This is a genomic window from Streptomyces europaeiscabiei, from assembly GCF_036346855.1.
Taxonomy (GTDB): domain Bacteria; phylum Actinomycetota; class Actinomycetes; order Streptomycetales; family Streptomycetaceae; genus Streptomyces; species Streptomyces europaeiscabiei.
Genome location: NZ_CP107842.1, coordinates 35,995 through 60,719 on the forward strand (window position 1 = coordinate 35,995; position 24,725 = coordinate 60,719).

24 protein-coding genes are annotated in these 24,725 nt (G+C 68.8%); 12 read left to right on the forward strand and 12 right to left on the reverse strand.

The window, feature by feature from the left end:
- Nucleotides 1–153 precede the first annotated feature (153 nt).
- Nucleotides 154–2,082, forward strand: coding sequence for a serine/threonine-protein kinase (locus tag OG858_RS47045; RefSeq protein WP_330346687.1), 1,929 nt, complete (start codon nucleotides 154–156; stop codon nucleotides 2,080–2,082).
- Nucleotides 2,083–2,131: 49 nt separating this feature from the next.
- Here the strand turns inward: OG858_RS47045 and OG858_RS47050 are convergent, their stop codons facing one another.
- From OG858_RS47050 to OG858_RS47065, 4 genes are all read right to left on the reverse strand, one after another.
- Entirely contained in the window at nucleotides 2,132–3,181 is a 1,050-nt protein-coding gene (locus OG858_RS47050; protein WP_330346688.1) for a site-specific integrase, read from the reverse strand.
- A gap of 147 nt (nucleotides 3,182–3,328) precedes the next feature.
- A complete protein-coding gene (locus tag OG858_RS47055; RefSeq protein WP_330346689.1) occupies nucleotides 3,329–4,321 on the reverse strand; it encodes a sigma-70 family RNA polymerase sigma factor in 993 nt (330 codons plus the stop codon).
- Entirely contained in the window at nucleotides 4,314–4,502 is a 189-nt protein-coding gene (locus tag OG858_RS47060) for a hypothetical protein (protein WP_330346690.1), read from the reverse strand. Before OG858_RS47060 ends, OG858_RS47055 begins: the two co-directional genes overlap by 8 nt.
- A gap of 188 nt (nucleotides 4,503–4,690) precedes the next feature.
- Nucleotides 4,691–5,194: a lamin tail domain-containing protein gene (locus OG858_RS47065; protein WP_330346691.1), complete on the reverse strand. Its 504-nt coding sequence runs from the start codon at nucleotides 5,192–5,194 to the stop codon at nucleotides 4,691–4,693.
- A 633-nt stretch (nucleotides 5,195–5,827) separates the two neighbouring features.
- On the opposite strand from OG858_RS47065, the gene OG858_RS47070 reads away from it, so the two are divergent.
- On the forward strand, nucleotides 5,828–6,169 hold the full coding sequence (locus OG858_RS47070) for a hypothetical protein (protein ID WP_330346692.1): 342 nt from the start codon (nucleotides 5,828–5,830) through the stop codon (nucleotides 6,167–6,169).
- 754 nt (nucleotides 6,170–6,923) lie between these two features.
- Here the strand turns inward: OG858_RS47070 and ku are convergent.
- A complete protein-coding gene (gene ku, locus OG858_RS47075; RefSeq protein ID WP_330346693.1) occupies nucleotides 6,924–7,772 on the reverse strand; it encodes a non-homologous end joining protein Ku in 849 nt (282 codons plus the stop codon).
- A gap of 157 nt (nucleotides 7,773–7,929) precedes the next feature.
- Here ku and OG858_RS47080 point away from each other — a divergent pair, with 157 nt between their 5' ends.
- The 5 genes from OG858_RS47080 to OG858_RS47100 all read left to right on the forward strand — a co-directional run bounded on the left by OG858_RS47080 (nucleotide 7,930) and on the right by OG858_RS47100 (nucleotide 11,771).
- The gene (locus tag OG858_RS47080) at nucleotides 7,930–8,157 is read left to right on the forward strand and encodes a hypothetical protein (protein ID WP_330346694.1); all 228 of its coding nucleotides are present in this window, start codon (nucleotides 7,930–7,932) and stop codon (nucleotides 8,155–8,157) included.
- A 138-nt stretch (nucleotides 8,158–8,295) separates the two neighbouring features.
- Nucleotides 8,296–9,216, forward strand: a complete 921-nt coding sequence (locus OG858_RS47085) for a hypothetical protein (RefSeq protein WP_330346695.1) — start codon at nucleotides 8,296–8,298, stop codon at nucleotides 9,214–9,216.
- A 426-nt stretch (nucleotides 9,217–9,642) separates the two neighbouring features.
- Entirely contained in the window at nucleotides 9,643–9,765 is a 123-nt protein-coding gene (locus OG858_RS47090) for a hypothetical protein (RefSeq protein ID WP_330346696.1), read from the forward strand.
- 318 nt (nucleotides 9,766–10,083) lie between these two features.
- Nucleotides 10,084–11,373 (forward strand): helix-turn-helix transcriptional regulator, encoded by a 1,290-nt coding sequence (locus OG858_RS47095; RefSeq protein WP_330346697.1) that lies wholly within the window; start codon nucleotides 10,084–10,086, stop codon nucleotides 11,371–11,373.
- Between the two features lie 95 nt (nucleotides 11,374–11,468).
- A complete protein-coding gene (locus tag OG858_RS47100; RefSeq protein ID WP_330346698.1) occupies nucleotides 11,469–11,771 on the forward strand; it encodes a hypothetical protein in 303 nt (100 codons plus the stop codon).
- A 165-nt stretch (nucleotides 11,772–11,936) separates the two neighbouring features.
- Here the strand turns inward: OG858_RS47100 and OG858_RS47105 are convergent, their stop codons facing one another.
- Complete coding sequence (locus OG858_RS47105; RefSeq protein WP_330346699.1) at nucleotides 11,937–14,579, reverse strand: tetratricopeptide repeat protein; 2,643 nt, start codon at nucleotides 14,577–14,579, stop codon at nucleotides 11,937–11,939.
- A 118-nt stretch (nucleotides 14,580–14,697) separates the two neighbouring features.
- Between OG858_RS47105 and OG858_RS47110 the strand changes: the two genes are divergently transcribed.
- The 4 genes from OG858_RS47110 (at nucleotide 14,698) to OG858_RS47125 (ending at nucleotide 17,381) form a co-directional block, all read left to right on the forward strand.
- Complete coding sequence (locus OG858_RS47110) at nucleotides 14,698–14,895, forward strand: hypothetical protein (protein ID WP_330346700.1); 198 nt, start codon at nucleotides 14,698–14,700, stop codon at nucleotides 14,893–14,895.
- 157 nt (nucleotides 14,896–15,052) lie between these two features.
- Complete coding sequence (locus OG858_RS47115) at nucleotides 15,053–15,409, forward strand: hypothetical protein (RefSeq protein WP_330346701.1); 357 nt, start codon at nucleotides 15,053–15,055, stop codon at nucleotides 15,407–15,409.
- Nucleotides 15,410–15,748: 339 nt separating this feature from the next.
- Nucleotides 15,749–16,396, forward strand: coding sequence for a plasmid partition protein (locus OG858_RS47120; RefSeq protein ID WP_330346702.1), 648 nt, complete (start codon nucleotides 15,749–15,751; stop codon nucleotides 16,394–16,396).
- Nucleotides 16,383–17,381: a hypothetical protein gene (locus OG858_RS47125; RefSeq protein ID WP_330346703.1), complete on the forward strand. Its 999-nt coding sequence runs from the start codon at nucleotides 16,383–16,385 to the stop codon at nucleotides 17,379–17,381. The genes OG858_RS47120 and OG858_RS47125 overlap by 14 nt, the downstream gene beginning before the upstream one ends.
- 116 nt (nucleotides 17,382–17,497) lie before the next feature.
- On the opposite strand, the gene OG858_RS47130 is transcribed toward OG858_RS47125, so the two are convergent.
- The 3 genes from OG858_RS47130 to OG858_RS47140 form a co-directional block, all read right to left on the reverse strand.
- Nucleotides 17,498–18,199, reverse strand: coding sequence for a restriction endonuclease (locus tag OG858_RS47130; protein WP_330346597.1), 702 nt, complete (start codon nucleotides 18,197–18,199; stop codon nucleotides 17,498–17,500).
- Entirely contained in the window at nucleotides 18,196–18,468 is a 273-nt protein-coding gene (locus OG858_RS47135) for a hypothetical protein (RefSeq protein WP_330346598.1), read from the reverse strand. The genes OG858_RS47130 and OG858_RS47135 overlap by 4 nt, the downstream gene beginning before the upstream one ends.
- Nucleotides 18,469–19,398: 930 nt before the next feature.
- Nucleotides 19,399–21,312: a pentapeptide repeat-containing protein gene (locus tag OG858_RS47140; protein WP_330346599.1), complete on the reverse strand. Its 1,914-nt coding sequence runs from the start codon at nucleotides 21,310–21,312 to the stop codon at nucleotides 19,399–19,401.
- Nucleotides 21,313–21,544: 232 nt separating this feature from the next.
- On the opposite strand from OG858_RS47140, the gene OG858_RS47145 reads away from it, so the two are divergent.
- A complete protein-coding gene (locus tag OG858_RS47145) occupies nucleotides 21,545–22,063 on the forward strand; it encodes a hypothetical protein (protein ID WP_330346600.1) in 519 nt (172 codons plus the stop codon).
- Nucleotides 22,064–22,477: 414 nt separating this feature from the next.
- On the opposite strand, the gene OG858_RS48475 is transcribed toward OG858_RS47145, so the two are convergent.
- From OG858_RS48475 to OG858_RS47155, 3 genes are read right to left on the reverse strand one after another with little or no spacing between them, the layout of a single operon-like run.
- The gene (locus tag OG858_RS48475; protein ID WP_408059509.1) at nucleotides 22,478–23,554 is read right to left on the reverse strand and encodes a zeta toxin family protein; all 1,077 of its coding nucleotides are present in this window, start codon (nucleotides 23,552–23,554) and stop codon (nucleotides 22,478–22,480) included.
- Nucleotides 23,551–23,817 (reverse strand): hypothetical protein, encoded by a 267-nt coding sequence (locus OG858_RS47150; protein WP_330346601.1) that lies wholly within the window; start codon nucleotides 23,815–23,817, stop codon nucleotides 23,551–23,553. Before OG858_RS47150 ends, OG858_RS48475 begins: the two co-directional genes overlap by 4 nt.
- Entirely contained in the window at nucleotides 23,793–24,434 is a 642-nt protein-coding gene (locus OG858_RS47155) for an HAD-IA family hydrolase (protein WP_256960934.1), read from the reverse strand. Before OG858_RS47155 ends, OG858_RS47150 begins: the two co-directional genes overlap by 25 nt.
- Nucleotides 24,435–24,725: the final 291 nt, after the last annotated feature.

Genomic DNA, 24,725 nt, shown 5'->3' on the forward strand with positions numbered 1-24,725 from the left:
GAGCAGGCAGGTGCCTGGTGCTCGACGCAGTACCTCCCGCATGTGTGCCAGGTCCGGAACGATGCGCGTGACGATGGCGAGCACCGTGGATTCTCCATTTCACTGGAGATCTGTACGGGAGAATGCGCGCAGTTCTTGGAAGTGGGGGAGCCGGTGGCGCAGCGGGTGATCGCGGGCAGGTATGAGCTGCAGCAGTTGCTGGGCCGGGGCGGGATGGGGGAGGTGTGGGCGGCCCGCGACGGCGTGATGGAGCGTTGCGTGGCGGTCAAGTTGCTCCAGCCCCATCTGGGAACGGCCGAGGGTGAGGAACTGTTCTTCCGGGAGGCCCGCACGGCGGGGGCGTTGAGTCATCCGGGGGTCGTCACCGTCCACGATCTCGGGCGGGACGGCGACGGCACGCTCTACCTGGTGATGGAGAACGTTCCCGGCCGGAACTTGGGAGTTGTGCTGAAAGACGGCCTGCCACCGGTCGCGGACGCCCTGGCGTGGACCGCGCAGGTCGCCGACGCGCTGCAGGCCGCGCACTCCGCTCGGATCCTGCACCGTGACCTCAAGCCCGCCAACCTGATGCTCACCCCGGCAGGCAGCGTGAAGATCCTCGACTTCGGAATCGCCCGCTACATCTCCACCCTGACCGGTGCCACCCGCGCCATCGGCACGGTCGCCTACATGCCGCCTGAGCGGCTTATGGGCAAGGTCGGCGACGCCCGCGGGGACCTGTACGCGCTGGGCTGCGTGCTGTACGAGCTGCTGACCGGCCGCACCCCGTTCGGCGACCTCGACACCCCAGCAGCTCTGGCGTACGCCCATGTACACACCCCGTCTGCACCGCCCTCCAGCCACCGCCCGGACCTGTCGCCCCACCTCGACGCACTGCTGGCCGAACTCCTTGCCAAGCAACCGGGCGACCGGCCCGCCAGTGCCACCGATGTCCGTGACCGCCTCAGCCACCCACCCGCGTCCTCGCCTCCCGGACCACCGTCGGCCCTGCGGGCAGATCCCAGCCACCGGCTTGTCGGCGCCGCCACCGGCGGCCTCTGGCCCCCACCCACCCGGCTCGCCATGACGAAGCCCTCCCACCAGCCCTGGATATACACCACCGGCGACTGGGTCCGTTCGTCGCCAGCGGTCGTGGACGGCACCGTCTACATCGGCAGCGACGGCAAGGTGTACGCGCTGGACGCAGCCACCGGCACCCCCCGCTGGACCCACACCACCAGCGACAGCGCCTGGACGCATATCCTCACCGCCCTATGGACCGCTTCGTCGCCGGCGGTGGTGGACGGCACCGTCTACATCGGCAGCAACGACCACAAGGTGTACGCGCTCGACGCGGCCACCGGCACCCCCCGCTGGACACACACCGCCAGCGGCTGGCTCTATTCGTCGCCGGCGGTGGTGGACGGCACCGTCTACATCGGCAGCAGCGACGGCAAGGTGTACGCGCTGGACGCAGCCACCGGCACCCCCCGCTGGACACACACCACCGGCCGCGCGGTCCGTCCGTCGCCGGCGGTGGTGGACGGCACCGTCTACATCGGCAGCGACGACGAGAAGGTGTACGCGCTGGACGCAGCCACCGGCACCCCCCGCTGGACACACACCACCAGCGGCTGGATCCATTCGTCGCCGGCGGTGGTGGACGGCACCGTCTACATCGGCAGCAACGACCACAAGGTGTACGCGCTCGACGCGGCCACCGGCACCCCCCGCTGGACACACACCACCAGCGGCTGGATCCATTCGTCGCCGGCGGTGGTGGACGGCACCGTCTACATCGGCAGCAACGACCACAAGGTGTACGCGCTCGACGCGGCCACCGGCACCCCCCGCTGGACACACACCACCGGCAACGCCGTCCAGTCGTCGCCGGCAGTGGTGGACGGCACCGTCTACATCGGCAGCAACGACCACAAGGTGTACGCGCTCGACGCGGCCACCGGCACCCCCCGCTGGACACACACCACCGGCAACGCCGTCCAGTCGTCGCCGGCAGTGGTGGGCGGCACCGTCTACATCGGCAGCAACGACCACAAGGTGTACGCGCTCGACGCGGCCACCGGTCAGAACGGTGCCCCATGACCGAAGCAGCCGGCCGCCTGGGAGGACCCGTTCGGTGTGACAGCCCCGTCTACAGCACGCCGAGCAGGGCGTTGTCCTCCCACTGGTCGACGACTTCGAGGTAGCCGGCGAGGACCTTGGAGTGGGGGGCCCAGCCGCCCTGCTTGGCGATGACGATCTGGTCGTGGCCCTTGAGGCGGGAGGAGGTGGCCAGGCCGCGGCGGGGGGAGTGGCCGGTGAAGCGGATCTCGATCCCGGCGCGTTCGCCGGCGCGGGTGACGATGTCGCCGATGGATTCGGGCTGCAGCCCGCTGTCCATGACGGTGTGCCAGCGGTTGTGCAGGCGCCGCCAGGCGTAGCTGCCGGGGTCGGTGAGATCAGCGGCCTCTTTCCACGCCTGCCACGCGCGGACCGGGCAGATCGACGGCCGGGAGCCGTAGGGGACCGGGACGACACGGGGGCGGACCTTGGACACGCGCAGGTCGGCCTGGATGCCGCCGGGGGTCTCGGCGTAGTCGCTCACTCGGTTGAAGGCCAGTTCGTGCTCGCGGCCAGCGACAGCGAAGTGCATGAGGACCAGCGCGCGGTCGCGCACGCCCATGAGGTTGTCCGGGCAGGCGGCACTGATCTTCACCAGATGCTCGACCAGCAGCGGCGGCGCCTGGCCCCGGCCGCGAGTCTCGCCGTTTTCCTCCATCTCCTTCACCAACTGCTTGAGCCGGTTGCGGGCAAGGCGGGCGACGCCGTCCTCCAGCCGCACGCCGTGCTCGGCGCGGGCGGTCACCACGGTGCCGGAGATCCGCCGGTCGATCGTCGACGGCGCGGTGCACGTCCCCCGGCGTCCTCCGGGCTGGGTCCACAGCCACTCGACGAACATCACCAGCGTGCCGGGAGTGACAGCGAGCACCGGCACGCCGGAGGCGGCGCAGAACTTGCTCCAGCTCGCCCAGTCCTGGGTGTAGGCGTCGCGGGTGGCTACCGGGCGGCCGTCGGCGACGGTGCGTACGGCCTGGCGGTCGATGTGTTCCAGCGCGGCCCGGGTCGCGGGGTCGTACGCCTCCGGCCGGGCCGGTGCCGCCGGGATGACGACCGGTTCAGCCGTCTTGTGACTGTCTGACATGGTTCGCCCCGTTCACCGGATTTACGCGCTCCGATGGAGCCTGAATATGGGGAGCTTATCCGGAGTCCATCCGACAACCGTGCTGCCGAATGTCTGGATATCAGGGACCGACCGCGAAACACACAAGTCGGTCCCTGACGCAGATCCTCATGGTCGAGCAGCGCTCTTCGTTCGTCCCGTCCGACGGGCGGTCTGGCGATGGAGTTTGCCGACCTCGGCGCTCGCATTGAGGTCGTTTACCTCGTCGGCGACCGTTCCCCAGGTCGAGATCTCCTTCTCTCGGCCCTCGTCGGGGTTCGGGACCACGCGGACGTGGCTGACAGGGGGAGTTTCCTTGTAGCCACGAGCGCCGGAGCCGCCGTACCCGTCTCGGACCCCCTGCTCAAACATGCTCCTGAGCGCCGCCCCGAAAAACGCGAGCGGAAAGAGCAGGCGGATCCGCCCGGACGTGGAGATAGCCCATCCCAGCACGGTGCTGGTGAGACCGACCATGATGAGCATGATCATCGTTACCGTGTACGGGACCGGCAGCATCTCGGGGCGGGCACCGGGGATGACCTGTCGGCTGCCGATCGCCATGCTCGCGGTGGCCCATGAGACCAGGGCCGTCCCCATGCCGACCAGTGCCACGCGCAACGCTCTGATCGCCCGGTGGGTGTGGACGCCGACTGTCGCCGTAGCTACCCCCATGACCCGGGCCGCCTTTGCCTGGGTCATGCCCAGCTCCCGCGTCAGCAGCATCGCCCTGCGCTGCTGCAGCGGGAGCCCGGCCAGAACTTCGTCGATGACGTGCCGCAGCTCGGCCTCGTCGATAGGCCAGACCGCCGGCTCGTCCTCCAGTCGCACGTCCGCGTCAAGGGACTCGTACCCTCTGCCGGCGTAGTGGTTCCGGGCCGCACGGCCGATCTCACGGTCCATGCAGGTGTAGAGGTAGCCGCGCACGTTGCCGATCGGCTCGTCGTGGGCCAGCACGGACTTGAGGGCGTTCTGCACGATGTCCTCGGGGTCCGCCGACGACCGCGGTACGTCGCGGGTGCGCAGCCGACTGGCGGCGTAGCGGACCATCCGGCCGTACCGGTCCTCGACCAGTTCCGCCAGCGCCTCGGCGTGCCGCGACCGCGGCCTGTCCCGATCAGCCACGCCGCCCCCGCTTCCCCGTCCGGCGCCTCTTCGGGGCCCGCCCGGACCTGTCCTTCGCACGGATCATCTTGGCCTTGCCCGCCGCACGGTTACGGAACGCGATGCTCTTCAACACGCTGCTCAGCGGCTTCGCGAAGAGCAGGATCAGGAACACCACGATGCCGATTCCCGTCAGTTCCACCGGACCTCCTCCAGTCTGCGGCCCAGCGCCTCACGGTGAAGCAGCGGCGGCCGTACGCATGCTGAGAGGCGTACGGCCGCCGGATCCTTTACACGGCACCAAAAAATCTTGTGGCTCGCAGAAGGACGCGCCCGGCCGTGGGTGGCCGGGCGCGTCCTTGTCGCTACTGGGTGTGGTGTGGTGCTGGGTCAGCGGTGGTGCCCGCCACCGTTGTTGTGGTGGCCGCCGCCGTGGTGGTGGCCCCAGGAGTCGCTGTCGATGTAGCGTCCGCGGTCGTTGCGGAGGGTGGCGGTGTCGGAGCGGTTGTCCCAGACGTAGCGGCGGCTGTCCTGGTAGAGGTCGGTGTCGGTGTCGCGTCCGCGTCCGGTGTGGATGCGGACGGTGGCGCGGCCCTCCAGGCGGTAGTCCTCGAAGGTGTAGGTGTGGCCGTCCTCGTCCTTCAGGGTCCAGCCGTCGAGGTTGACGCTGCGGCGGCCGTTGTTGGTGATCTCCACCCACTCCCGGTTCAGGGAGCGGTTGGAGCGGTCGTCGTAGCCGGGGGAGTCGTACTGGACATCCGAGATCTTCACCCTCGACCGCTCAGAGCGGTGGTCGGCGGCCGATGCCGGCAGCGTGACCATGGAGACCACGGCGCCGGCGGCGAGCGCGGCGGCGACGAGACTGCGAGCGGTGACAGAAGCGGAAGCGGACATGAGACCCCTCAAGGTGGGACACCATCCCCGGCAGCCTGAACAGGCTGCCGGGGATGGTGTGGTGGGCGTCGGCGGCTGGCTGACCGCACACACACTTTGTCCACATCACGGATTACTCACGGGGAAAGCATGGCCTCTGTTACCTAGTGCACATATTTCCATGACTCTTGGATGCAACGCTCACTTATGTCGCATTAGGCCGCATTGACGTGCCAACAGGTCAGGGGAGGTCTTGCAGGGGTTGGGGCACGGCGTCTCTGCACCACGGTGCGCCACCCCGCGAGGGCTCGGGCCGTCACCCGAAAGTGAGTAACAGGATCCCGGCCGTGCTTCCGCCTCGGCATCGCGAAGCGCTCAGGGTGGCCGCCGGAAGCGATCAGTTCTCGAAACAGGCTCGCGGCGGGGTCGTGTTACGAAAGCCCGCCTGTGGCACACTCTGGCTCGTCGCGGACGAACACGTATCCGCAGCTACTCCTGCATCCCATGAGGGATGCGGGAGTTTTCTCGTTTCTGGCGCAATCCCCTTCGCTCTCCACGGCCTCGGTCCCCCTGGGACTGGGGCCTTCCTCGTTCCTGGAGGTTGTCGTGCACGTCGTCTCAACTGCCCTATCAGCCGTCAGTTCCCTGACTTTCATGCTGGGCCTGGTCATGCTGGTAGTTGTGCTCGCGCTGGTGTTGTTCGTCGTTCGGCCGGTGGTGAAGAAGACCCGGGCCGAGGACGTGCCGGCAACGCTGGTTGGGTTGGGCCATGTGATTGAGGCTCTGTCCTCTTTCGTTCCCTGGAACAGTCGGCGCTCCTCGACGCAGGCATCAAAGGCTCCGGCCGCGCTGAGCGCGAACGACCAGCCTGGCGGCGTCCGTCCAATGTCCCCCACAATCATCACCACCGACCGCTTGACCGTGCTGCGTTCATTCGGACTGCAGGAGGACAGCAGGATCGAGCAGCTTCCGGCCGCGTCTGGAGGGGGAGAGTAGCGATGTCTGAATCGCCTGTCCGCCGCTGCGCCCACTGCTCCGAGCCCGTGAAGACACCGGACGGGGGTCGCCCACGCCGCTTCTGCTCTGCAGCTTGCAAGCAGTCCGCGTACCGTGCGCGGCGCGCGGCCATCGAGACGCACCTCCCAAAGAGTCCGACGGCCGCTCAGGGTGTGTGGCGGAAGACGCCCCGGTCATGCCGGGCCCGTCCCATCCTGAGGTCACGCAGTTTGAGACCCGTTCTCCACTGTCCTTTGCTCGTCGGACACCAGGGCTCGCATCGCGCCCTGGTCGGAAACGTCTTCCAGCAACGCGTCACTCTGTGGTGGGTTGGTTGGGAGAACGAGAAGTGGGGCTGGGGCGGAGGCTGGCAAGGGGATTCTCCGGCCGGAGTGTTGTACTACGCCTGTGATCGGTGCGTCCTACCACGCCGCCACGCAGGCGTCTGCCTCCACGCTGCCTTCGTCTGGGAAGACCCGGGGTACCTCACAACGCGAGAGCGCGAACTTGACCAAGTGGTGCGGCAGCGGCTCTCCTTCCCGGCCTCCGACATTGCAGTCCCGCGCTGGTATCCCGTCGGCCAACGAGAGCCGTCCGACGCCGCACGGCGTGCCGACCCCCAGCTCAAGTGATCTGTTCAACAACCGATCGGTTCCCGGAATCGACAAGCCACTGCCGCCCGGGAGTATCTCGTGTACCGCCACCCGTCTGTGGGGACTGCTCTGTTGGTCGCCGCGGGTGTGGTGACGCTCCTCTACGTGTTGTTGGGCTCGGGAGGGAACGGAGAGCTGCCGGGCCGTTGACCCCGTCCGGCGCGGGCATCGCGCACGGATTGCTGGAGCGCCTCCATCAGGTCGACCGGCTGAGGGTGCCGGACTGGCTCGGTGTCGGCGAGGTCGCGGGCGTGCAGCTTGGCCTGGACGACGTCGGCGAGGGCTCGTGCGTAGTCGTCGGTGAGGCCGGGCAGGTCGGCGAGGGTGTCGACCGTGCGGGCTTCGATGAGGTCGATGGCGGCGGCCAGTTCGTCGTCGTCGACCGGGGCCGGGGAGGGCGCGGCGCCGGCCGGGGAGTGGATCTCGTCGCGCCATCGCAGGGCGTTGAGGACCAGGGCGCCGTGCAGAGGGCGGAGCATGCCGAGCCGTTCGCGGTCCCCCCGGACGGCGAACTTGACGATGGCGACTTGCGAGCGGTGGGCGAGCGCCCGTACGAGCAGGACGTACGGGCGTATGCCAGTCGGTTCGGTGGCTGCCGCGAGGAAGTAGGAGGCGGCGCCGATCTGCCGCGGGTCGATGGAGTCGGCCGGGGCGGTGCCGAGCAGCTCGATCGCGTGCGCGGTGGGCAGCGGTACGTGGTCGAGGTCGGCGTCGCTGACGGGGATGACTCTGCCTTCGGGCAGTTCGTAGCCGCGGCCTATCTCGTGTTCGGCGACGTCGCGGTCCTCGATCTCGCAGCGCTTGCGGTGGCGGATCCGTCCGTAGCAGCCGCTGGCCGTGTGGACCTGTCGCAGCGGCGTGGTGCCACGCTCGGTTGCGCTGATCAGCCCGACAGGCACCGTGACCATTCCGAACACGATGTGCCCGTGCCAGATGACGGGTGGGGGCATGGTCTCCCTTCCCCTCCGGACCTGCGGTTTCATGCTAGGTCTGCAGATGGTGGGTGTCCTGCTGGCAGGCATCGCAGCCTCCTCCGTCGAGCCGTGTCCCGCCGTTGCCGTCCGGTGTTGGTCCGGGCGTGAGCGAAGAGTCCGGCGGGGTGCCTCGTTGCGGACGGCACAAGAGGTGCGCGCGTTCGTGCTGCAGCTGGAGGCGGAAGCCAAGGCGCTGGCGGCCGACGTCGGCGACCTCAGCCGCCCGATGGCGGCCGGGGAGGTCCTCGTGCGGGCCGTTGCCCTTCAGCAGAAGTGGGAGCAGGTCCGGGCCTGGGCCATCGAGCAGGAGGTGAAGGACTTCACGGTGCCCGGCTACCTGCCCGGCGAGGTGGGCGGGTAGCGCGGTGCCGGTCGGCCGCTGGGACTGATGAGGATCCTCCGCGCACGCGTACGCGTGTGCGCATAAAGGGGGGTCCAGAAAGTCCAGAAACTCGGCCGTCCCCCGGTCCGGCCCGGTTGGGTGCGCGACAATCGCGGCGTGCAGACGTCGAAGTTCCTCTCGGTCCGCGCGCTCGACCAGCTCCTCGACGGCCTGGGCGCCGGCGCGGCACGGCGGCGTCAGCTGGACATGGTGCGCGGGGAGCTGGAGCGGGCGTTGGAGCGGGGTGCGCTGCCGGTCGGTGCCCGGCGCAGCCTGCGGCGGCTCCTGGAGGAAGAGGCGCTTGCCCCGTTCGTGCGGCTCGCGGAGTCCGGGGCGCTGCGGCACCGCCGGGTCGAGGGCGGCTTCCCGCCCACGTCGGAGGCGACCAACGCGATCCGCCGCACGTGCGTCGACCTGTTGCGTGAGGCGTTGGGGATGTCCGCGCTGCGTCTGGGCGGTGGGGAGATCCTGCTGCAGCCCGCGCCGGAGGCGGCCACTCTCTCCGCGCTGGCCCGCCAGCTCGACCAGTATCTCGGCGGGGCCATGTCCCCGGCACAGACCCGGCTGACGGCCGTGCTCGCGCTGGAGCTGGACACCGCGGCGCGCAGCGGGGAGCTGGCCGACCTGCGCACCACCGACCTGGGCGAGGACAACGCCGCGGTGTACGTCGAGCGGCGCCCGCAGGGCGGCGGCATCGTCGAGGGGGAGTGGGTGGAGACCTCAGCGCTGAGCCGGGCCGCGCTGGAGCGCTGGCTGGACGTGCGAGAGGGCCTGGTGCAGCGGGCCCACGGCACCTCGCGGCTGTGGGTGTCGCTCTGGATGAACCACGACGGCGTCCTCGACGATGAAGGGCGCACGACGATCCGCCCGCCCGGGATGCCGCTGGAGGAGAACGGACTCGTCACCTCCTACCGGGTCGGCCGGCTGCGCTACGACGGGCTGCGCCAGCTGCTGCCCCTCAAGCTGGAAGCCCTGCGGCGCGCGGTTGACGCCGAACGCCAACGCACCGCGCCCAGTTCGACACCGCCCTTCATGTAGGGGGCACCCATTGCTCGAACCTCTTACCAATGCGAGCCGACGGCCGGTATATGACAGAAGTGACCTATCCCACATAGTCGATATTCGATGGGTCACGCATCGATCGCGACTGCATCAGGGGACGTAGACGCCCTCCTCGCCCCCAAGCCGTACACAGCGTCACCACCCGGGAAACAGCGCCCCAACTGCCCTTGTTCGCTCACGCGTTCGCACGCCATGGTGGCGGGGGATGGACGGTCCAAAAATCAACTAGCCGTCAAAGTGCGATTACGCAGCCGGAGTTGATACGACCCTGGTCGCAGGCGTACCGGTGTTGTATGTGGGGCCCGGTATGCTCATCTCGACATCTTCTCTCGTGGCGTAACCCGTCGATCGGTTGACCCGATCGGGGCCGATCGGCTCCGCGACCGAGAGGAGGTGTTGCGTATGGGAAGCCCGCCGGAAGGCGGGGAGCGGAACGACCGGAAGATCGTCAAGAAGGCGATCGGTTGGGTGGCGCTCCAGGCACTGGGTGCCTGGCTGCGCAGTCTGATCGAAAGTCACCTCTAGACGTCTAAGGCCCCCTGCTGGAACAGAGGGCCTACCGGGAGCAAGCTCCCCAGACGCTGGCCCTGTGTCTCCGCCAACGGAATCGCGACCGTGGAGGTACAGGGCCTTCTTTCATAACCGATACACGTGGACCGCGGTCCCTAAACCGTCGGCCAACGGCGTCTAACGTCGCGCATTTCCGTCTGAGCATCCACCAGTTCTGCCGCTAAAAAACACGGCGCTCCAGGTGGGGCCGCAGTCGGTATCTGCGATGTGACCCGTCCGTGGTCTTCGGATGGTACCCCTAAAGTGGTCCCGTAGACGAGAAAGAGCACGCGGATGGCACGAGGCCTGGCCAGGTTCAGCCCAAGTGAGCTGCGAGAACGCCGGATGAAGTTCTACGCGCGTCCGGACGGGCGGTCGATGACGGCTGAGGAGCTGGCGAGGGCTGTCGGGGCGACGAAGGCGCAGATCCTGGCGTACGAGAACGGGCACCGAGTGCCAGACCCGCCGCGCTTGCGGGCCCTTGCCCGAGTATTGCGGATCCACCCCTTCCAACTCATGGAGCGGGAGGGACAGAAGACATGGACTCTTGCGGACTACCGGCGCGCGACCGGGCTGCGGGCCCAGGACGTCGTGGAACGCCTCGGGGTCTCCCCGAAGAACTACCGACGGTTCGAGAACGAGGGCATCGTGCCGAGCCGCAGCCCCCTGTTCATGGACATGGTCGCCGATGCTATGGGGCTGCCCCGCGAGATTGTCGAAGTAGCCCTCGACCGGACGCCGGCCGTGCAGCGGCGCCAGGCCCGCGCCTCCGAGCTGGTCGTAACTATGGCCAAGCAGTACGTCCGCCAGCCTGGGCCATGGCGGGGGCCGGCACTCGACGACCCGCACCTGGTCGAATTGGCCGTCGCGTACGGACGTCCAGCGCAGCGGATAAGGCGCGTACTCACCCACGAACTCGGCGAACTGAGGCAGAGCCAGGTGCGCGCAGAGCGCGAGCGGGTTATCGCGGAGTACGACACGGACCGCGACCGCCAGATGAGCGCACGCCATGCACTGAACCGCTGGCACGAGGTGTTCGACAAGGACCTGGCCCGGATACCGCGTCGCCTGGAGCAGTTCCACCGCACGGCTCAGCCCTCGGACGTGTGGCAGCTCCTTGTCGACCTCTACAACGTCGATGCCACCGTACGTCTCGACGTAGGCACGTGGGCGATAACCTCTCTGCTCTGTAAGGACCCCCACGTTCTCTCCCGGCACCTGGTCGAGCAGCACGTCGTTGAGGACGTCCGCGTCAGCCGCCTTTCTGCAGCGGGCACGAACCACGTACTCGTCTTCTCCGGCCTGTACGCGGCGCTGTACCCCGGCGTGCGCAAGCCGATCCGTCCGAGGGCCCGTACCAATTTGAAGTCACGCGGTCCCGGCGTGGAAACGTTCGCCCTTCCCAACTGGCCCGAGCGTCTCGCCGTCCCTCATCCGGTCCTGGAAGCCACACGCGAGGCAGTGACAGGGCCCAAAGCCCCGCTGTCACTGCGCTTGAGCCCTTCGTACGACCTCATGGTGAGTGCGTCCTCCCTGTGGGTCGCCCACGTGGACACGCTCTTTCCCAGTGCCGAGGCACACTGACGCCGTGCGGTCCTGGACTGCCTCCGAGCCATGGGGCGCAGCTACGAGATGCTCGCGGCCGATGACGGCGGCCTGGACGAAGGGGAGGCGGCCTGATGCCGCAGATTCGGATGATGGGCTCGGATCCGGACGACGTGCAGCGCACGGCCGACGCGGTCGTGCGGGCGCTGCGGGCCTGGCCGGAGACCCGGGTCGGGGACGTCTCCAGCCCGGTGCCGAACCGGCGCGGACCGGGCTGCCGTATCTACATCGAGGTCCTGGCCGACGTCGCCGACCAGGTCGAGGTCACTGTCGAGCGTGACGACCAGGAGCAGCGCGAGCAGCCGGGGAGATCCTTATCTAGGGTATCAATTGATCTGCGCAGGTCAGGCGGCTTTTGGCGTGTGCAGGCACGTTAGGCAGGTGGGAAATGGTTCGGTCGAACCACTTCGTGGACGCTCGTTCGAGCGCGGCGGAGCGCCACGCGGAAAGCAACGAGGCTGAGTAGGTCTGCGGGACGCCGCCCACCACACGTCTTCACTCATGTGGTACCAGGTAACGGTCAAGTGGGAGTGGCACGTGGATCATTGCCATGGCTGCGTGGGCGTGCCATCTGGGTCTAGGCCGTTGGGCCACCGCGTTGCGAAGATCTGCCCGAGATCGAGTGTCCCCCAAGGGTCGTCCGTACCAAGGTCGGCGGCCTGCCGGGCGAGGTGCTCGGCGCTCTCCCGGTCCCCGGCCTCCTCCCGCATCAGGGCCAGGCGGTACAGGGCCAGGGCGTCGCCGTGGTCGGCGGCCTGCCGCCGGTAGAGGTGCTGGGTGCTCTCCCGGTCCCCGGCCTTCTCCCGCATCACGGCCAGGCGGTACAGGGCATGGGTGCTGCCGTGGTCGGCGGCCTGCCGGTAGAGCTGCTCGGCGCTCTCCCGGTCCCCTGCCTTCTCCCGCATCTCGGCCAGGCGGTACAGGGAGTGGGTGCTGCCGTGGTCGGTGGCCTGCCGGGCGAGGTGCTCGGCGCTCTCCCGGTCCCCGGCCCGCTCCCGCATCACGGCCAGGCGGTACAGGGCGTCGGTGCTGCCGTGGTCGGTGGCCTGCCGGGCGAGGTGCTCGGCGCTCTCCCGGTCCCCGGCCTTCTCCCGCATCTCGGTCAGGCAGGCCAGGGCATGGGTGTGGCCGTGGTCGGCGGCCTGCCGGTAGAGGTGCTCGGCGCTCTCCCGGTCCCCGGCCTTCTCCCGCATCTCGGCCAGGCGGGCCAGGGCGTCGCCGTGGTCAGTGGCCTGCCGGTAGAGGTGCTCGGCGCTCTCCCGGTCCCCGGCCCGCTCCCGCATCACGGCCAGGCGGGCCAGGGCATGGGTGCTGCCGTGGTCGGCGGCCTGCCGGTAGAGCTGCTCGGCGCTCTCCCGGTCCCCGGCCTGCTCCCGCATCTCGGCCAGGCGGTACAGGGCGTCGGTGCTGCCGTGGTCGGCGGCCTGCCGGGCGAGGTGCTCGGCGCTCTCCCGGTCCCCACCCTCCTCCCGCATCACGGCCAGGCAGGCCAGGGCCAGGGCGTCGCCGTGGTCGGCGGCCTGCCGGTAGAGGTGCTCGGCGCTCTCCCGGTCCCCGGCCTGCTCCCGCATCACGGCCAGGCGGTACAGGGCGTCGGTGCTGCCGTGGTCGGCGGCCTGCCGGGCGAGGTGCTCGGCGCTCTCCCGGTCCCCACCCTCCTCCCACATCTCGGCCAGGCGGTACAGGGCGTCGGTGCTGCCGTGGTCGGCGGCGCGGTGTCGGAGGTGGTGGGCCCATTGCAGGCGGTGCCGGTCCTGGGCTGCCTGGGCGAGGTTGTTCAGGTCGTCGGGGTGGGTGAGGTGGGTGAGGGCGGCGTGCCAGAAGGAAGCGGGCGGACACAGCGGTCTGCGGGCGGTGCGGCCGTGTTGTTCGAGGTAGTCGGCGAGCCGGAACATCGGCCCCTCAGTCGCCGGGGGCGAGGTGTCGGCAGGTGGGGAGGGTGTGGGCGGTCGTCGTCGGGGCCGGGGGGTGGTGTTGCGCAGGGGGGCTTGTTTGCCGTGGACCAGTTCGGCGAGTTCGGCGAAGGCCTGTTCGGCCCAGTCCTCGGTGAGCTGGTCGTAGTGGGTGTCGGTGAGATAGTCGGCGGCGGCGTCGGTGAGAAATGCCTGCGACAGGTTGAGGCCGACACCGAGGCGGCGCGCGTCCATCGCCGCCTCCAGCACAGCTCTGGCCGCAGGGGTCGCCCGTTCGTAGCGGTTGAGCAGCTCGGGGGCCCCGGCCAGGTCCTGAGTCACTCGCCCGTCGGCGTCGGCGCGGGTGAGGGCATCGGCCAGCAGCCGGTCACCGTCCCGGGCGAGGGCTGCCGCGGTGGCCAGCGCCTGGGCTTCGAACGCATCCGGGACGGTCAGCGTGCGGCCGGACAGGAGTTCCCGCACCCGGCTGTACGGGTCTTTCCCCCCTGGGGAGGGCATGGCGGCGTAGCGGGCGGCGTACTCGGGCCAGAGGGTGCCGAGCACCAGCACCGGACCACGCTCCGGGGTGGTGAGCAGGCCATGGAGTGCGGCAGCGATGCGCTCACCGGCCTTCCGGCCGCCGAGGTAGTGCTGGGCTTCGTTCAGCCACACCACGGTTCGACGAGCGACACGGTGCAGGTCATCGAGAGCGGCCTCGGCGCGGGTCGGATCGAAGGGATGCCAAAGCCTCCACCCCATGTCCGCGAGCGGCTGCACAGCCTCCCAGCACGCCCGTGTCTTCCCCGTCGACGAACCGCCCACCAGGACCACCATCCGGCTGCGGCCGGCCGCAGCGTCCCGGACCGCTTCCGCCAGCACCAGGTCATGCCCGCGCTTGACGTACCCCGGCAGCACACGCGCCCCCGGCGCATCGCTGCCGGGAGCGATGCTGCTGGGCCCGGCCGGATGGACTTCCAGAGCGTGCGGCTCCCACTGCCCGATCGGACGGCCTGGCACCGGCCGCTTTCCTCCCCCGCCTCCGTCCGCGTCCCGCTGCAAGGCCAGCAACTCCCCGACAGGCAGCTTCAACGCGCGAGCCAGTGCCTCCACCGTGTGCGCCGAGGGCGCCGGCCCGCCGGGCTGGAAGGCCTCCGACACGGTCGTACGCCCCAGCTCCGACCGGCGGGCGAGTTCCGTCTTGTTGATCCGGTTGCGGGCCAGCCCGTCGCTCAGCTTCCCGCGCAGCTCCGTAAGTGCCGGATTGTCGCCGTTGCCGTTCCGCTCGTACTGCACCCGCTCGCCCCCGCAAAGCCATGTTCGCCGGTGTTCATCTTCCTCCGGCGAACCCCGGCGAACAGGTTTTCCGCGACCTTCGACCACGACACCCCATCTCGTGTACCGGGAGCCTGCCGTGACCGTCGCCCTCGCCCTCCTCACCACCGCACTCGTAATCGTCATCGCACTGCTGACCGCCGCCGGCGCGGCCAAACTCGCGCGCTTGAACGGTGCCACCTACCCGGCCGCTCTCACCCGAGCCGCCACCGCCTTCGCTGCGGTCATCACCCTCGCCGCTGCGGTGACGGGCGCCCTCGCCGCACTCTTCGCCTGAACCAGCCCACCGGCCGCAGACCGACGGCCCCAAGCCCCGCACCCAGTACGAACCACTCCTGGACTCTCGTTCGCTCGCGCTGGAGCTGGACACCGCGGCGCGCAGCGGGGAGCTGGCCGACCTGCGCACCACCGACCTGGGCGAGGACAACGCCGCGGTGTACGTCGAGCGGCGCCCCCAGGGCGGCGGCACCGTCTGGGGGGAGTGGCTGGAGACCTCGGCGCTGACCCGGGCCGCGCTGGAGCGCTGGCTGGACGTGCGAGAAGGCCTGATGCAACGGGCCCACGGCACCTCGCGGCTGTGGGTGTCGCTCTGGATGAACCACGACGGCGTCCTCGACGACGAAGGGCACACGACGATCCGCCCGCCCGGGATGCCGCTGGAGGAGAACGGACTCGTCACCTCCTACCGGGTCGGCCGGCTGCGCTACGACGGACTGCGCCAGCTGCTACCCCTCAAGCTGGAAGCCCTGCGGCGCGCGATTGACGCCGAACGCCAGCGCACCGCCGCGTAGTCCCTTCTTCTTGTTGCTGCCTAACCTGGTCTTTTCGCCTGCGGCGGCCGTGGCGCCCGAAGGGCTTGTTATCGTCCGAAGTGCGGCGCTTGCGGCTTTCTTAAAACGACGTCGTTTACTGGTGGCCTGGGGCGAGTCGATTCCGTACGTCTGCAGTGTGTGCGTCTCCCACGCCTGGGCGAGGTGCGCGGCCTCGTTGAATTTGCCTTGCTGGGCGAGGGCGTAGACGTACGGGCGCGGGTCCTGCCGAGCCGGTGCGGCCAGCCGCGGGACGGCTACGTTTCGGGACATGGCAGCATCGTGCGGACCAGCCCCACCCCAGGGAGAAGGAAGCCCGCCGTGCTCATCGCCAACATCAGCCCACGCTCTATGGGCAAGACCACGGACACAGGCATGATGGCCCACGCCCTGCACGAGGTCGGCTATACCGTCCGCGCGTGGGACGCAGACGAGTCCCAGCACCTCACCCAGTGGTCGGAAGCAGCCAGCGGCTTCCCCTTCCCCGTCGACAAGAACGCCACCGCCACCTTCGCGACCGACGTGACGCCACTGAAGGGCGGCATCGACCTCGTCGACGTCGGTCACACCGAGAACCACCCGCACATCGCGGACAGCGTGCTGAAGATCGCAGACCTGGCCATCGTGCACATGGAGCCCTCCATGGCCGACTGGCAGCGCGTCACCGAACCGCGGACCTCCACGGCCGTGGCCGAGATCGTCGCCCGCTCCGCCTTTGTGCGGCCCGACCGCCAGGCTCCGCCGCTGTGGGTCCTGCTCAACCGCGTGCGGACCGGTGTCCGCTCCGCCCAGGAGATCCGCAGCATGCTGCGTGACGCCGGATGGAACGTCTTCACCGTGATGATCCCGACCCGCGACGAGTTCAAGCAGGCCACTGCGTTCAGCGTGGAACGCGCCTCGTACGGGCCTTTCGGCGAACTGGTCACGGAGATGGAGACGAGGGGGCTGATCAAGCGTGACGAAGCGTAAGAACCTGCGGGCAGGAGCGGCCGCTACGACCGCCACCCGCACCACGGCTCCGTCCGCAGCGAGCACGCCGACCGTCTCCACGACGACCGCCCTGGCCACCTCCGGGCCCGCCGAACTCGTCCGGCTGCGCGATCAGCCATTCACGCTCGCGCACTGGAGTGCCACTCTCCCGGAGCGGGACATCACGCCCGAGGAGGCTCACGGGCCGCTCAGCGCCCAGGAGCAGGAAGATCTGGCCGAGTGCCACCGCGCGATCGACAACGCCCGCTCAGCCCAGTGGCTGCTGGGCCGCGCGCTGGAGATCGTGCGACGCCGCCGCCTGTACCGCGGCGACGGATCCCGTACCTGGCCGCAGTACCTGACCGCCGAGCACGACGGTATGACCGAGCGTGAGGCCCGCCGACTCCAAGAGGAATGGCGACTTGCCAAGGCCGTCCAGGACGCCCTGGGCAGGCCCGCGCCAGCGTCCCACGTACGCGCCATGCTCGCCTACGCCGACAGCACCTCGGACGAGCAGGCCGCCCACGACTACGTGATGCTCAGGAAAGCGTTCGACTCCGGGGAGGTCCGGCTGGCCGCCCACCAGATCACGGCCCGTGTCGCCAAGGCGCTGGAGACGGCCGCCACCGAGAAGGACCCACAGCATCGCCGCCAGGCTGTCACTCTGCACTGGCAGGAGCACCACGCGCCCCAGCCAGCCATCCCCGGCCAGGCAAAACCCGCCGAGGCGACGGAGCGGACCGCCACTCCACCGCTCAAGGCGACCACCGACCCTCTCATTGCGGCCGCCGACGCCGCCGAGGGAGCGTTGGAGCAACTGAACCGGGCCCTTCTGGACGAGGGCGCGGCCATGCGACGACAGGCCGTCGATGCCGAGTACCTGCAGAAGCGGCTCCGCAGGGTCGGCCGCATCCTCGCGAAAGTCACCGTCCCTGCCGACGAGGTCGTGGACGCGGAGATCGTGGAGGACGACTCCCAGCACTGAGCGGATCCCGGCAATTTTGCCGGGATCCGCATGGGAAAGGGGAACCCGGCAAAATTGCCGGGTTCCCCTCAGACTCAGGCCACAGCCCCAACCGCAGACCAGACGACCCCCTGCTTTCAGCTCAACGGGGTTGGACGACGAGGGGGCGGCACCGCCCGCAGCAGCTCCCACAGCGGACGGGATCCCGATGCCCACACGGCCAGCGTCTGGCGGTCGACGACGTGCAGCCGCTGCTGTTTGGCGAAGTCCACGGCCGGACCAGTCACACGGCCGTTCGTGACGATGACCGCGATGTCCGCCCCGTGCACCTGTCGGGCCGTTCCGTTGAGCACCTGCAGATCAGGCGTGCCCACCGCCGAGCCCCGGGCCCCGTTGCGGCGGTGCTTGCACTGGATGACCCAGCGCCGCCCGAACGGATCCGTGGCTTTCACGTCCGCGCCCAAGTCCCCGCGGCCACCGACCCGCTGAGCGTCCCGGCAGCCGTCCCGCTGCATCAGGTCCCGTACCGCATCCTCGAACCGGGAGTGGTGCAGCGCGTCGAGCTGCGACAGCTCATAGCGCAGGCTCTGCGCTCGTACGGCCTCCCACTGGGCCCGCTGCTGCCGGTTGTAGAGCCAGCCGGCCCCCGCCAGCACCGCGAGCACGAGGACCCCCGCGAGGACCCACCAGTGGGCCAGTAGCCAGTTCACGACCATCACCACGAGACTGACGACGGCCACCGCCACGACCACGAAGACAATCAGCTGAGCGTCCCTCTGCTGCTGCCTCTTGCTGGGCCGCCGTGTGCGCCGCCGAGCCGGCGGCCGACGCCGGGTCACCGCTCCCACCGGATCGGGTACGACACCGTGGGACGCGGCTCCGGTGCCTTCACCGCTGGGACGTCGTCGAACCGGATCGGGTACTTCACCGTCGACTGCGGCTGAGGAGCCGACGTGCCGTCTGCCGAGACGTTCCCGTTGCCGAACCCGACCACGGCTAACACGACCACCCCGAAGATCATCAGTTCTCGTCGCGCCCCCGGCGCCCACCGGGAATGACCGCGAACCTCCGTGCCGTCCCGCCGCGTGTACGGCCGTACCCAGACCATCCAGACCTCCCCCTCGAAACGCACTTCCCACGCAACCGCCCATAGTGACAGGGGCCACTGACAGTGAGTCAGCACATCACCACCCGTGGTGATCAAGGAAGTGGAGAACAGGCCAGGTCAGGGAAGACGCGGGGCTCTGCCCCACACCCCGGCCACCCTGCGGAAGGTGGGGGAGGCATTGATCTTGAGTGCGGGTCCGTTGGCGGTGGAGATGGTGGCGGGTCGCGGTGCGGCCCTTTCGTCAGACGTCACCCGAGGGCAGCTCACACATGCTCGCGCACACTGCGGACCGCCCCGGAGAGGCCGACCTCGACGACGACCTCCACCACCAGACCGTCCGTACCGAGAAGCCCCAAGGGGGTCTGAAGATCTTGGCCGCGCGCATGCGCCGGTCAGCACGGCGTTCACGCTGCTAGTGTGCCGCCGCCGAGGTCCTCACCCGCCTGTAGGCAGTACCACCAAGGGCCGCGCCCATCCACGGCCACACACTGAGGGCACGCAGCAGTGCAGGCCTGGGGCGGCGGGATCCGTCCGGGATCGAAGAACGTTCGGCTATCGCTCGCGTAGGGCGTACGAGCTGATCTCCGGCTTCGCGTGCGCGGTGGGCAGCGGCAGTCACCTGGGCGATCCCGATGCTGTGTCAGCTCGTCCAGCCGCCCTCGCTCGTCGACGGCGTCAACCTCCCCGAGCTGCTGGTCCGGTGCGACACATGCGCGGCCGCCGCTCTGGCTGGCCTCCCCCTCCCTCCCGAGGAACAGAACCGGCTCGACCCTCACCTGACGTGGTGGGACCTGACCCGGTCTCATCGTTATCTAGGGGTCGAAGACCTTCTGTGCAGCTCAGAGGCATGATCGACGGTGCAGGCAAGTAAGGCACGTAAACAGTTCGGTCGAACGTTGCACAGGGCCACGCTTGACTGGGGCAGGGCTGTCAGCGTTTGACGCGGTTGCGGATGGCGAGGACGGCCAGGCCCAACAGGACGGGTTCGGTGAAGCGTGAGGTCATCTCGATGTAGGTGCCGGCGGTGGTCAGGTCCTGGCCGGAGGCGCGGAACACCACCGAGTTCAGCGTGACGTTCAGGGCCTTCTCGAAGCGCTTGCCGGTGAACCGGTTGCCGGTGGGGTTCTGGGGATCGTCCTTGTCGATCTCAAAGGTGACCTTGCCCCCGCCGGCCGGGACGGTGCCGGTCGCGGTCTGCTTCGGGGTGTCCTGGGCGAGGCCGAAGGCCATGAGCAGGACGATGGTGAGGAGCATGGCGACGCCGAGCCAGGCCAGGGCCCGGGAGGCGCGCAGGCCGTAGCCGGACAGCGCCCAGTAGCCGGTCAGTAGCCCCCGTTCACTGCGGGGGATGTCGTCGGCGTGGCGGCGCATCTCCATCTCGCCGTAGTAGAAGTCCGCCGCCCCTGGCTCGTGCTTGCCGTCCTCGAAGGCCTTGCGCAGCGCCCGGTATACCGGAGCCAGTTGCAGCGGCCCAGCCCGCCCGGTGCCGAGGACCCAGCCCTGCGCTGCCCCCGGCTGGCCGGCGCGCCAGTGGTGTTCCTCGGCCAGGACGCGGCGCTCGGTGAACCGCACGGGCGGCCAGCGCCGCCAGTGCACCGCGGTCGGTGCGGTGTTGAAAGTGCAGGCCCCCTCCAGACGGAGTTGGTCCAGGTGGACCGTGCCGGTGAACAGACATTCCCACAGATCGAGGTCGGCCAAGACCAGATGGGCCGCATCCACCCCACACAGCGACGCCACCCGCACCCCGGGGTCGTACGCGCTCGGAAAGAGATCTTCGGCGAGCGGTAGGCCACCGTTCCTGAGCACGAACGGATCCAGCTCGGCGGCGATCGTGAGGGGGTACTCAAACACGGCATGAGCGAAGTCCACCGTGGCATAGCGCAGGCGGATCTCCGCTGTCGATGACCAGCGGGTGCGATGGCACTCTAGACGGCGCACAGCGAATGAGAGGGTCACCGGGCTGCCGAACATCGCACCGGACAGTACAAGCTGCCCAGCACACACCAAAGGCCCGAACTGGTCGGCCTCCACGAAGGTCGCCGACCTGAACCAGGCATCGCCCTTGAAGGTCGCCGACTCGAACCAGGCATCGCCCTTGAAGGTCGCCAACTTGAACCAGGCATCGCCCTCGAAGGTCGCCGACCCGAACCAGGCATCGCCCTTGAAGGTCACCGACCCGAACCCGGCGGTGCCCTCGAAGGTCGCCGGCCCGAACAAGGCGGCGCCCTCGAAGGTCGCCAAGTCGAACCAGGCGTCGCCCTTGAAGGTCGCATCCCCGAATCCGGCGTCGTCCTTGAAGGTCGCCAACTCGAACCCGGCGGTGCCCTTGAAGGTCGCCCCGAACACGGCGGTGCCCTTGAAGGTCGCCGACCTGAACACGGCGGTGCCCTCGAAGGTCGCCGACCCGAACCCGGCGTCGTCCTTGAAGGTCGCCAACTCGAACCCGGCGGTGCCCTTGAAGGTCGCCGACCTGAACACGGCGGTGCCCTCGAAGGTCGCCGATTTGAACCCGGCGTCGCCCTCGAAGGTCGCCAACTCGAACCCGGCGGTGCCCTTGAAGGTCGCCGACCCGAACCCGGCGTCGCCTAAGCGGGGGTGACCGGTTGCGGAGTCACGAAGGGCGTTGAGTAAGGCGATGAAGAGGGATTCAGTGAAGGTGGTGCCCCGGTGGTCGATGCCAGCGCCGGGAGTCAGGCCGGCCAGATAAGCGTCACGGTCGGCGCCGGCCAGGTGGGCGAGACATTCGGTGTAGCCGGGGACGTGAATGCCACGGCAGCCGACAGGGTCGGCAGGGTATGCACCGTCTGCGCAGTGCGGCCAGGCTGGCGGTTCGGATGTGCTCATGGTGTGACGGCTCCGCGGTGTCAGGTGCCCGTATGGACGCCCTGGGGACGAGAACGGTTCGGGCTCGACGATGACGGGCAGCGTCGGGGATCGGGACCCACGTTGCGAACAGATCGTACGTGCCTGAACGACCCATAGATATCTGTCAGGCACAGTGCACTGAGGCGCACATAGCTCACATGCCTGTCGCCCGCTCGGCACCTGAGATAAGCAGACGATCCGGGCCGGCGTCGTGCCTGCGGACGAACGCGCTGCCCGCGCTGCGGCCGAGCCGCTCCCCGCCCCCGAGGACGTCTACACGGCCGACGAGCTGATGTTCCTCGGCGGGCCGGAAGCGGCGGGCCAACTCATCGCTCAGCGGCACCGGTTGGCCGCTGCGGAGGACCGGACGGCGGCCGCCCTGTACGACTGGCCAGGCACGGCCCGGCGCATGGCCAACCTCGCCGCCGAGCATCCGGCCCCCGGGCTCGACTCCGAACAGAAAGTCGCCCTGGGCGGGGCCAGGCGTCACCTGCTCCTCTCCGAGCTGGCCGCCGCCGACCAGAGTCTGCGTCAGCTGATGGCCAACGCGCGTGACGTCGGCCCTGTGCGTCTCTCGGCGCTCTCCGGCGTCAGCCGCCGTACGGTGCCCGGGTGGATCGCGGCCTCCCATGCTGCCGAGTCACTGGTCACCACGACCGTGGATCTCAACTCCGGTGTCTCGCAGGACCGTCCCGGCGTCGAGGGCGCGAAAGACCGGGGCAGCGACTGACCGCTTCTCACCCTGTGAGCGGCCCCGGAATGGGTACTCTGTCCGTACTGCTCTCCGCGCAAGCGGAGGTGCCCCCTTGCTGCCGCCACCGTGAGCATTCTGGGTTTTCTGTTCGGCCTCGGTGACGGCTCGGACGCCCCCTCCCCTTCCCCCGCCTCGTCTTCGTCGCCGAACCCGATCACGACACCGGACAGCTCGGCGGCGACGGCCGCTTGGCCGTCGCCGAGCGGCCGGAACGGGCCAGAGTCAGACTGAGGCTATGCAGCTACCCGTACGGGTCGCCCTGGCCAAGTCCGCTGCGGCGCTGCCGGCGGGCGGGGGAGGGGTGGCCGGTTCGGCACGCTGGTCAGCCCTGCACGCATCGTCGTTCCGACCCGTTGGCTCTCGCCGGGTGGTTGTCATACTTGGCCTACTTCACAATTCCGGTCCGGTTCTTTTTGGATCCGGTGCTGGGCCTCGTACCGGGCCTTGATGTCCGGACTCGTCGCGGTCGTTGACGTCTTGCTGGTAGCGCGTGACGTCAGCGGCGGCGCCAGGGAAGCCGAGGGCCGCCACTCGTGCTGAGGTTGCAACCCCTGGATCAGGTAGTCGCCTCAACAGTTGCGCGGTTCGGTGGCTGTGCGCGGGGTGCATAAAAGGTTGCGCAGAGCTGACCGCTTCAGCGACGAGGGAACCCCATCGATCACGAGTGCCCGGTCCTAGCTCGCCCCGAGGTACGCCGGCCAAACGCTCTGCCGTGTCTGCGAACCAGCGCGCCTCCGGTTCCGTCCACTTCCTCGTTCGTTCGGCACGAACGGCGGCCTCGGCTCCCGCTGGCAGCTCCATGCGTCCGCGGACATCCAGCGCGTTTCGGAATAGGACCTCGCCAGTTCGTCGGTAGACCGTGATGCTGTCAGCAAGGCTCTCGGTTTCTACGGCTCTAACACTTGCCGCAACGCCGGGAAAGAGAGAGTCCGGGGAGTCGACGAAACGGGCTCCTCCTTGGGCCTGGCGGTCTGTGTAGTGACGGTGGAGAACACCCAGCTGGCTGAAGGCGCCGGGTCCCGTCACAGCTACGACGTGGACCGGATAGTTCGCGTCCCGGAAGAGACGGGACAAGTCACGAGCCCGGTCCGGGCTGGCTAGCGCGGTGTCGACCAGGATAGGCAGCCTGGCAGTGGTCGCATCGTGTAAGGCCGCGTCGACCCACTTCACCGCATCGTGTCGGGCGTAGAACCCAGCGGTCGAGTCGTCGGCGGCCAGGAGGTGGGGCCACTGCGGGTGAAACTTCGAGAGCTTGTCACTGCTGATTTTTGCGGCTGGCTCGTTGGCCAGAATTTGACGCGCAACGCTGGATTTCCCCATGCCCGGAGTTCCGCAGAGGATGACGGCTGTGGGGTGCTCAGCTGCTGGAATGTTCAACACCCGAGGTCGCACCACATCGCGGTAGATCCGGTCGTGCTCCTTGCCGGGCAGGCTGTAGCGCTTGGGATCCAACCCTGCAAGACTCATCCGTTCTTCACTATGCCTTTCACTACGGGGGAGAGCGCGGCGATGAGGTCACTCACCTCATCGGCTGTCATGCGGGGTATTGTGCGCGTCAACTGCTCGTACGCATCGCACTGAGCCCGCCAGTAGGCTGCGGTCGCTGTATTGGTTCCCTTGTCTGACGCTCGGTCCAGTTGAGTGGCAGCCCATCCGAGCAGTGTGTCCGCGATCTCCTCAGCAGCTGAAAGCTCTGCGTCCTGCTTTATGTACGAGGCGACGTCAGCCATGAGTTCGTACCTTCCCTGAGTCGGTCAGCGATCTGGTCGAAGCTTTCGTAGGTGACGTGTGCTTCCCGAAGCTGTTCGGCCGGGCGCGTACTGGCCACGGCGTAGACCGTGCAGCCCGCTGCCAACCCGGCTTCGACGCCGGCCGGGGAATCCTCCACCACCACACAGGCCGCCGGGTCAACCGCGAGCGCTTTGGCGGCAGCCAAGTAACCCAGGGGGCTGGGTTTGCCCTCCGGCACGTTCTCCGCGCAGATCCGCACCGCAGGTACGGGCAACCCCTCTGCCTCGAAACGGCGAACGGTCGCGTCACCCCTGCTGGACGTCACCACGGCCCATCGGTCCGGTGCCAGGTCCCGCAGCAACGCGCGCACGCCCGAGTACGCGCGGATTGATGCCTCCTCCTTCGCCATGAGAGCGTTGAGGAGTTCGTTCTCCTCGTCCTCTGAACGGTGGGGAGCCAGAGCCCGGAGAGTGTCAACTCGTCGCTTCCCCTGGGTCACGGCGAACACATGATCAGGGTCGAGCTCGCGCCGTTCAGCCCACGCCTTCCATACGCGTTCGTGCGCTGCCCCCGAATCGATGAGGACTCCGTCGACGTCGAAAAGGATTGCTTCCATCCGGTCTCCAACCTCTCTTGGTGCACGTTGAGATGAGCTGCCCTGGGTGAGGTTTTTTCTGCCCTCCGGTCTTGGTCAGGCTGGAGAATCTGTCCGGGCCCGCAATTCTCTGCGGACATGTCCGCATGCGTCTACCAAGTCGCGGGGATCACCGCCAGTGCGGCGCAACGGCGGCCTTGTGACCGACCTGGACGTCCTGGTGGCCATGCTCGCACCGCGCCCGGAAGCGGTGCGCTGGAGGAACGGGCTCGGCTCCGCGCACAGATCGTCACGACCGGCATCCTAGCCCGG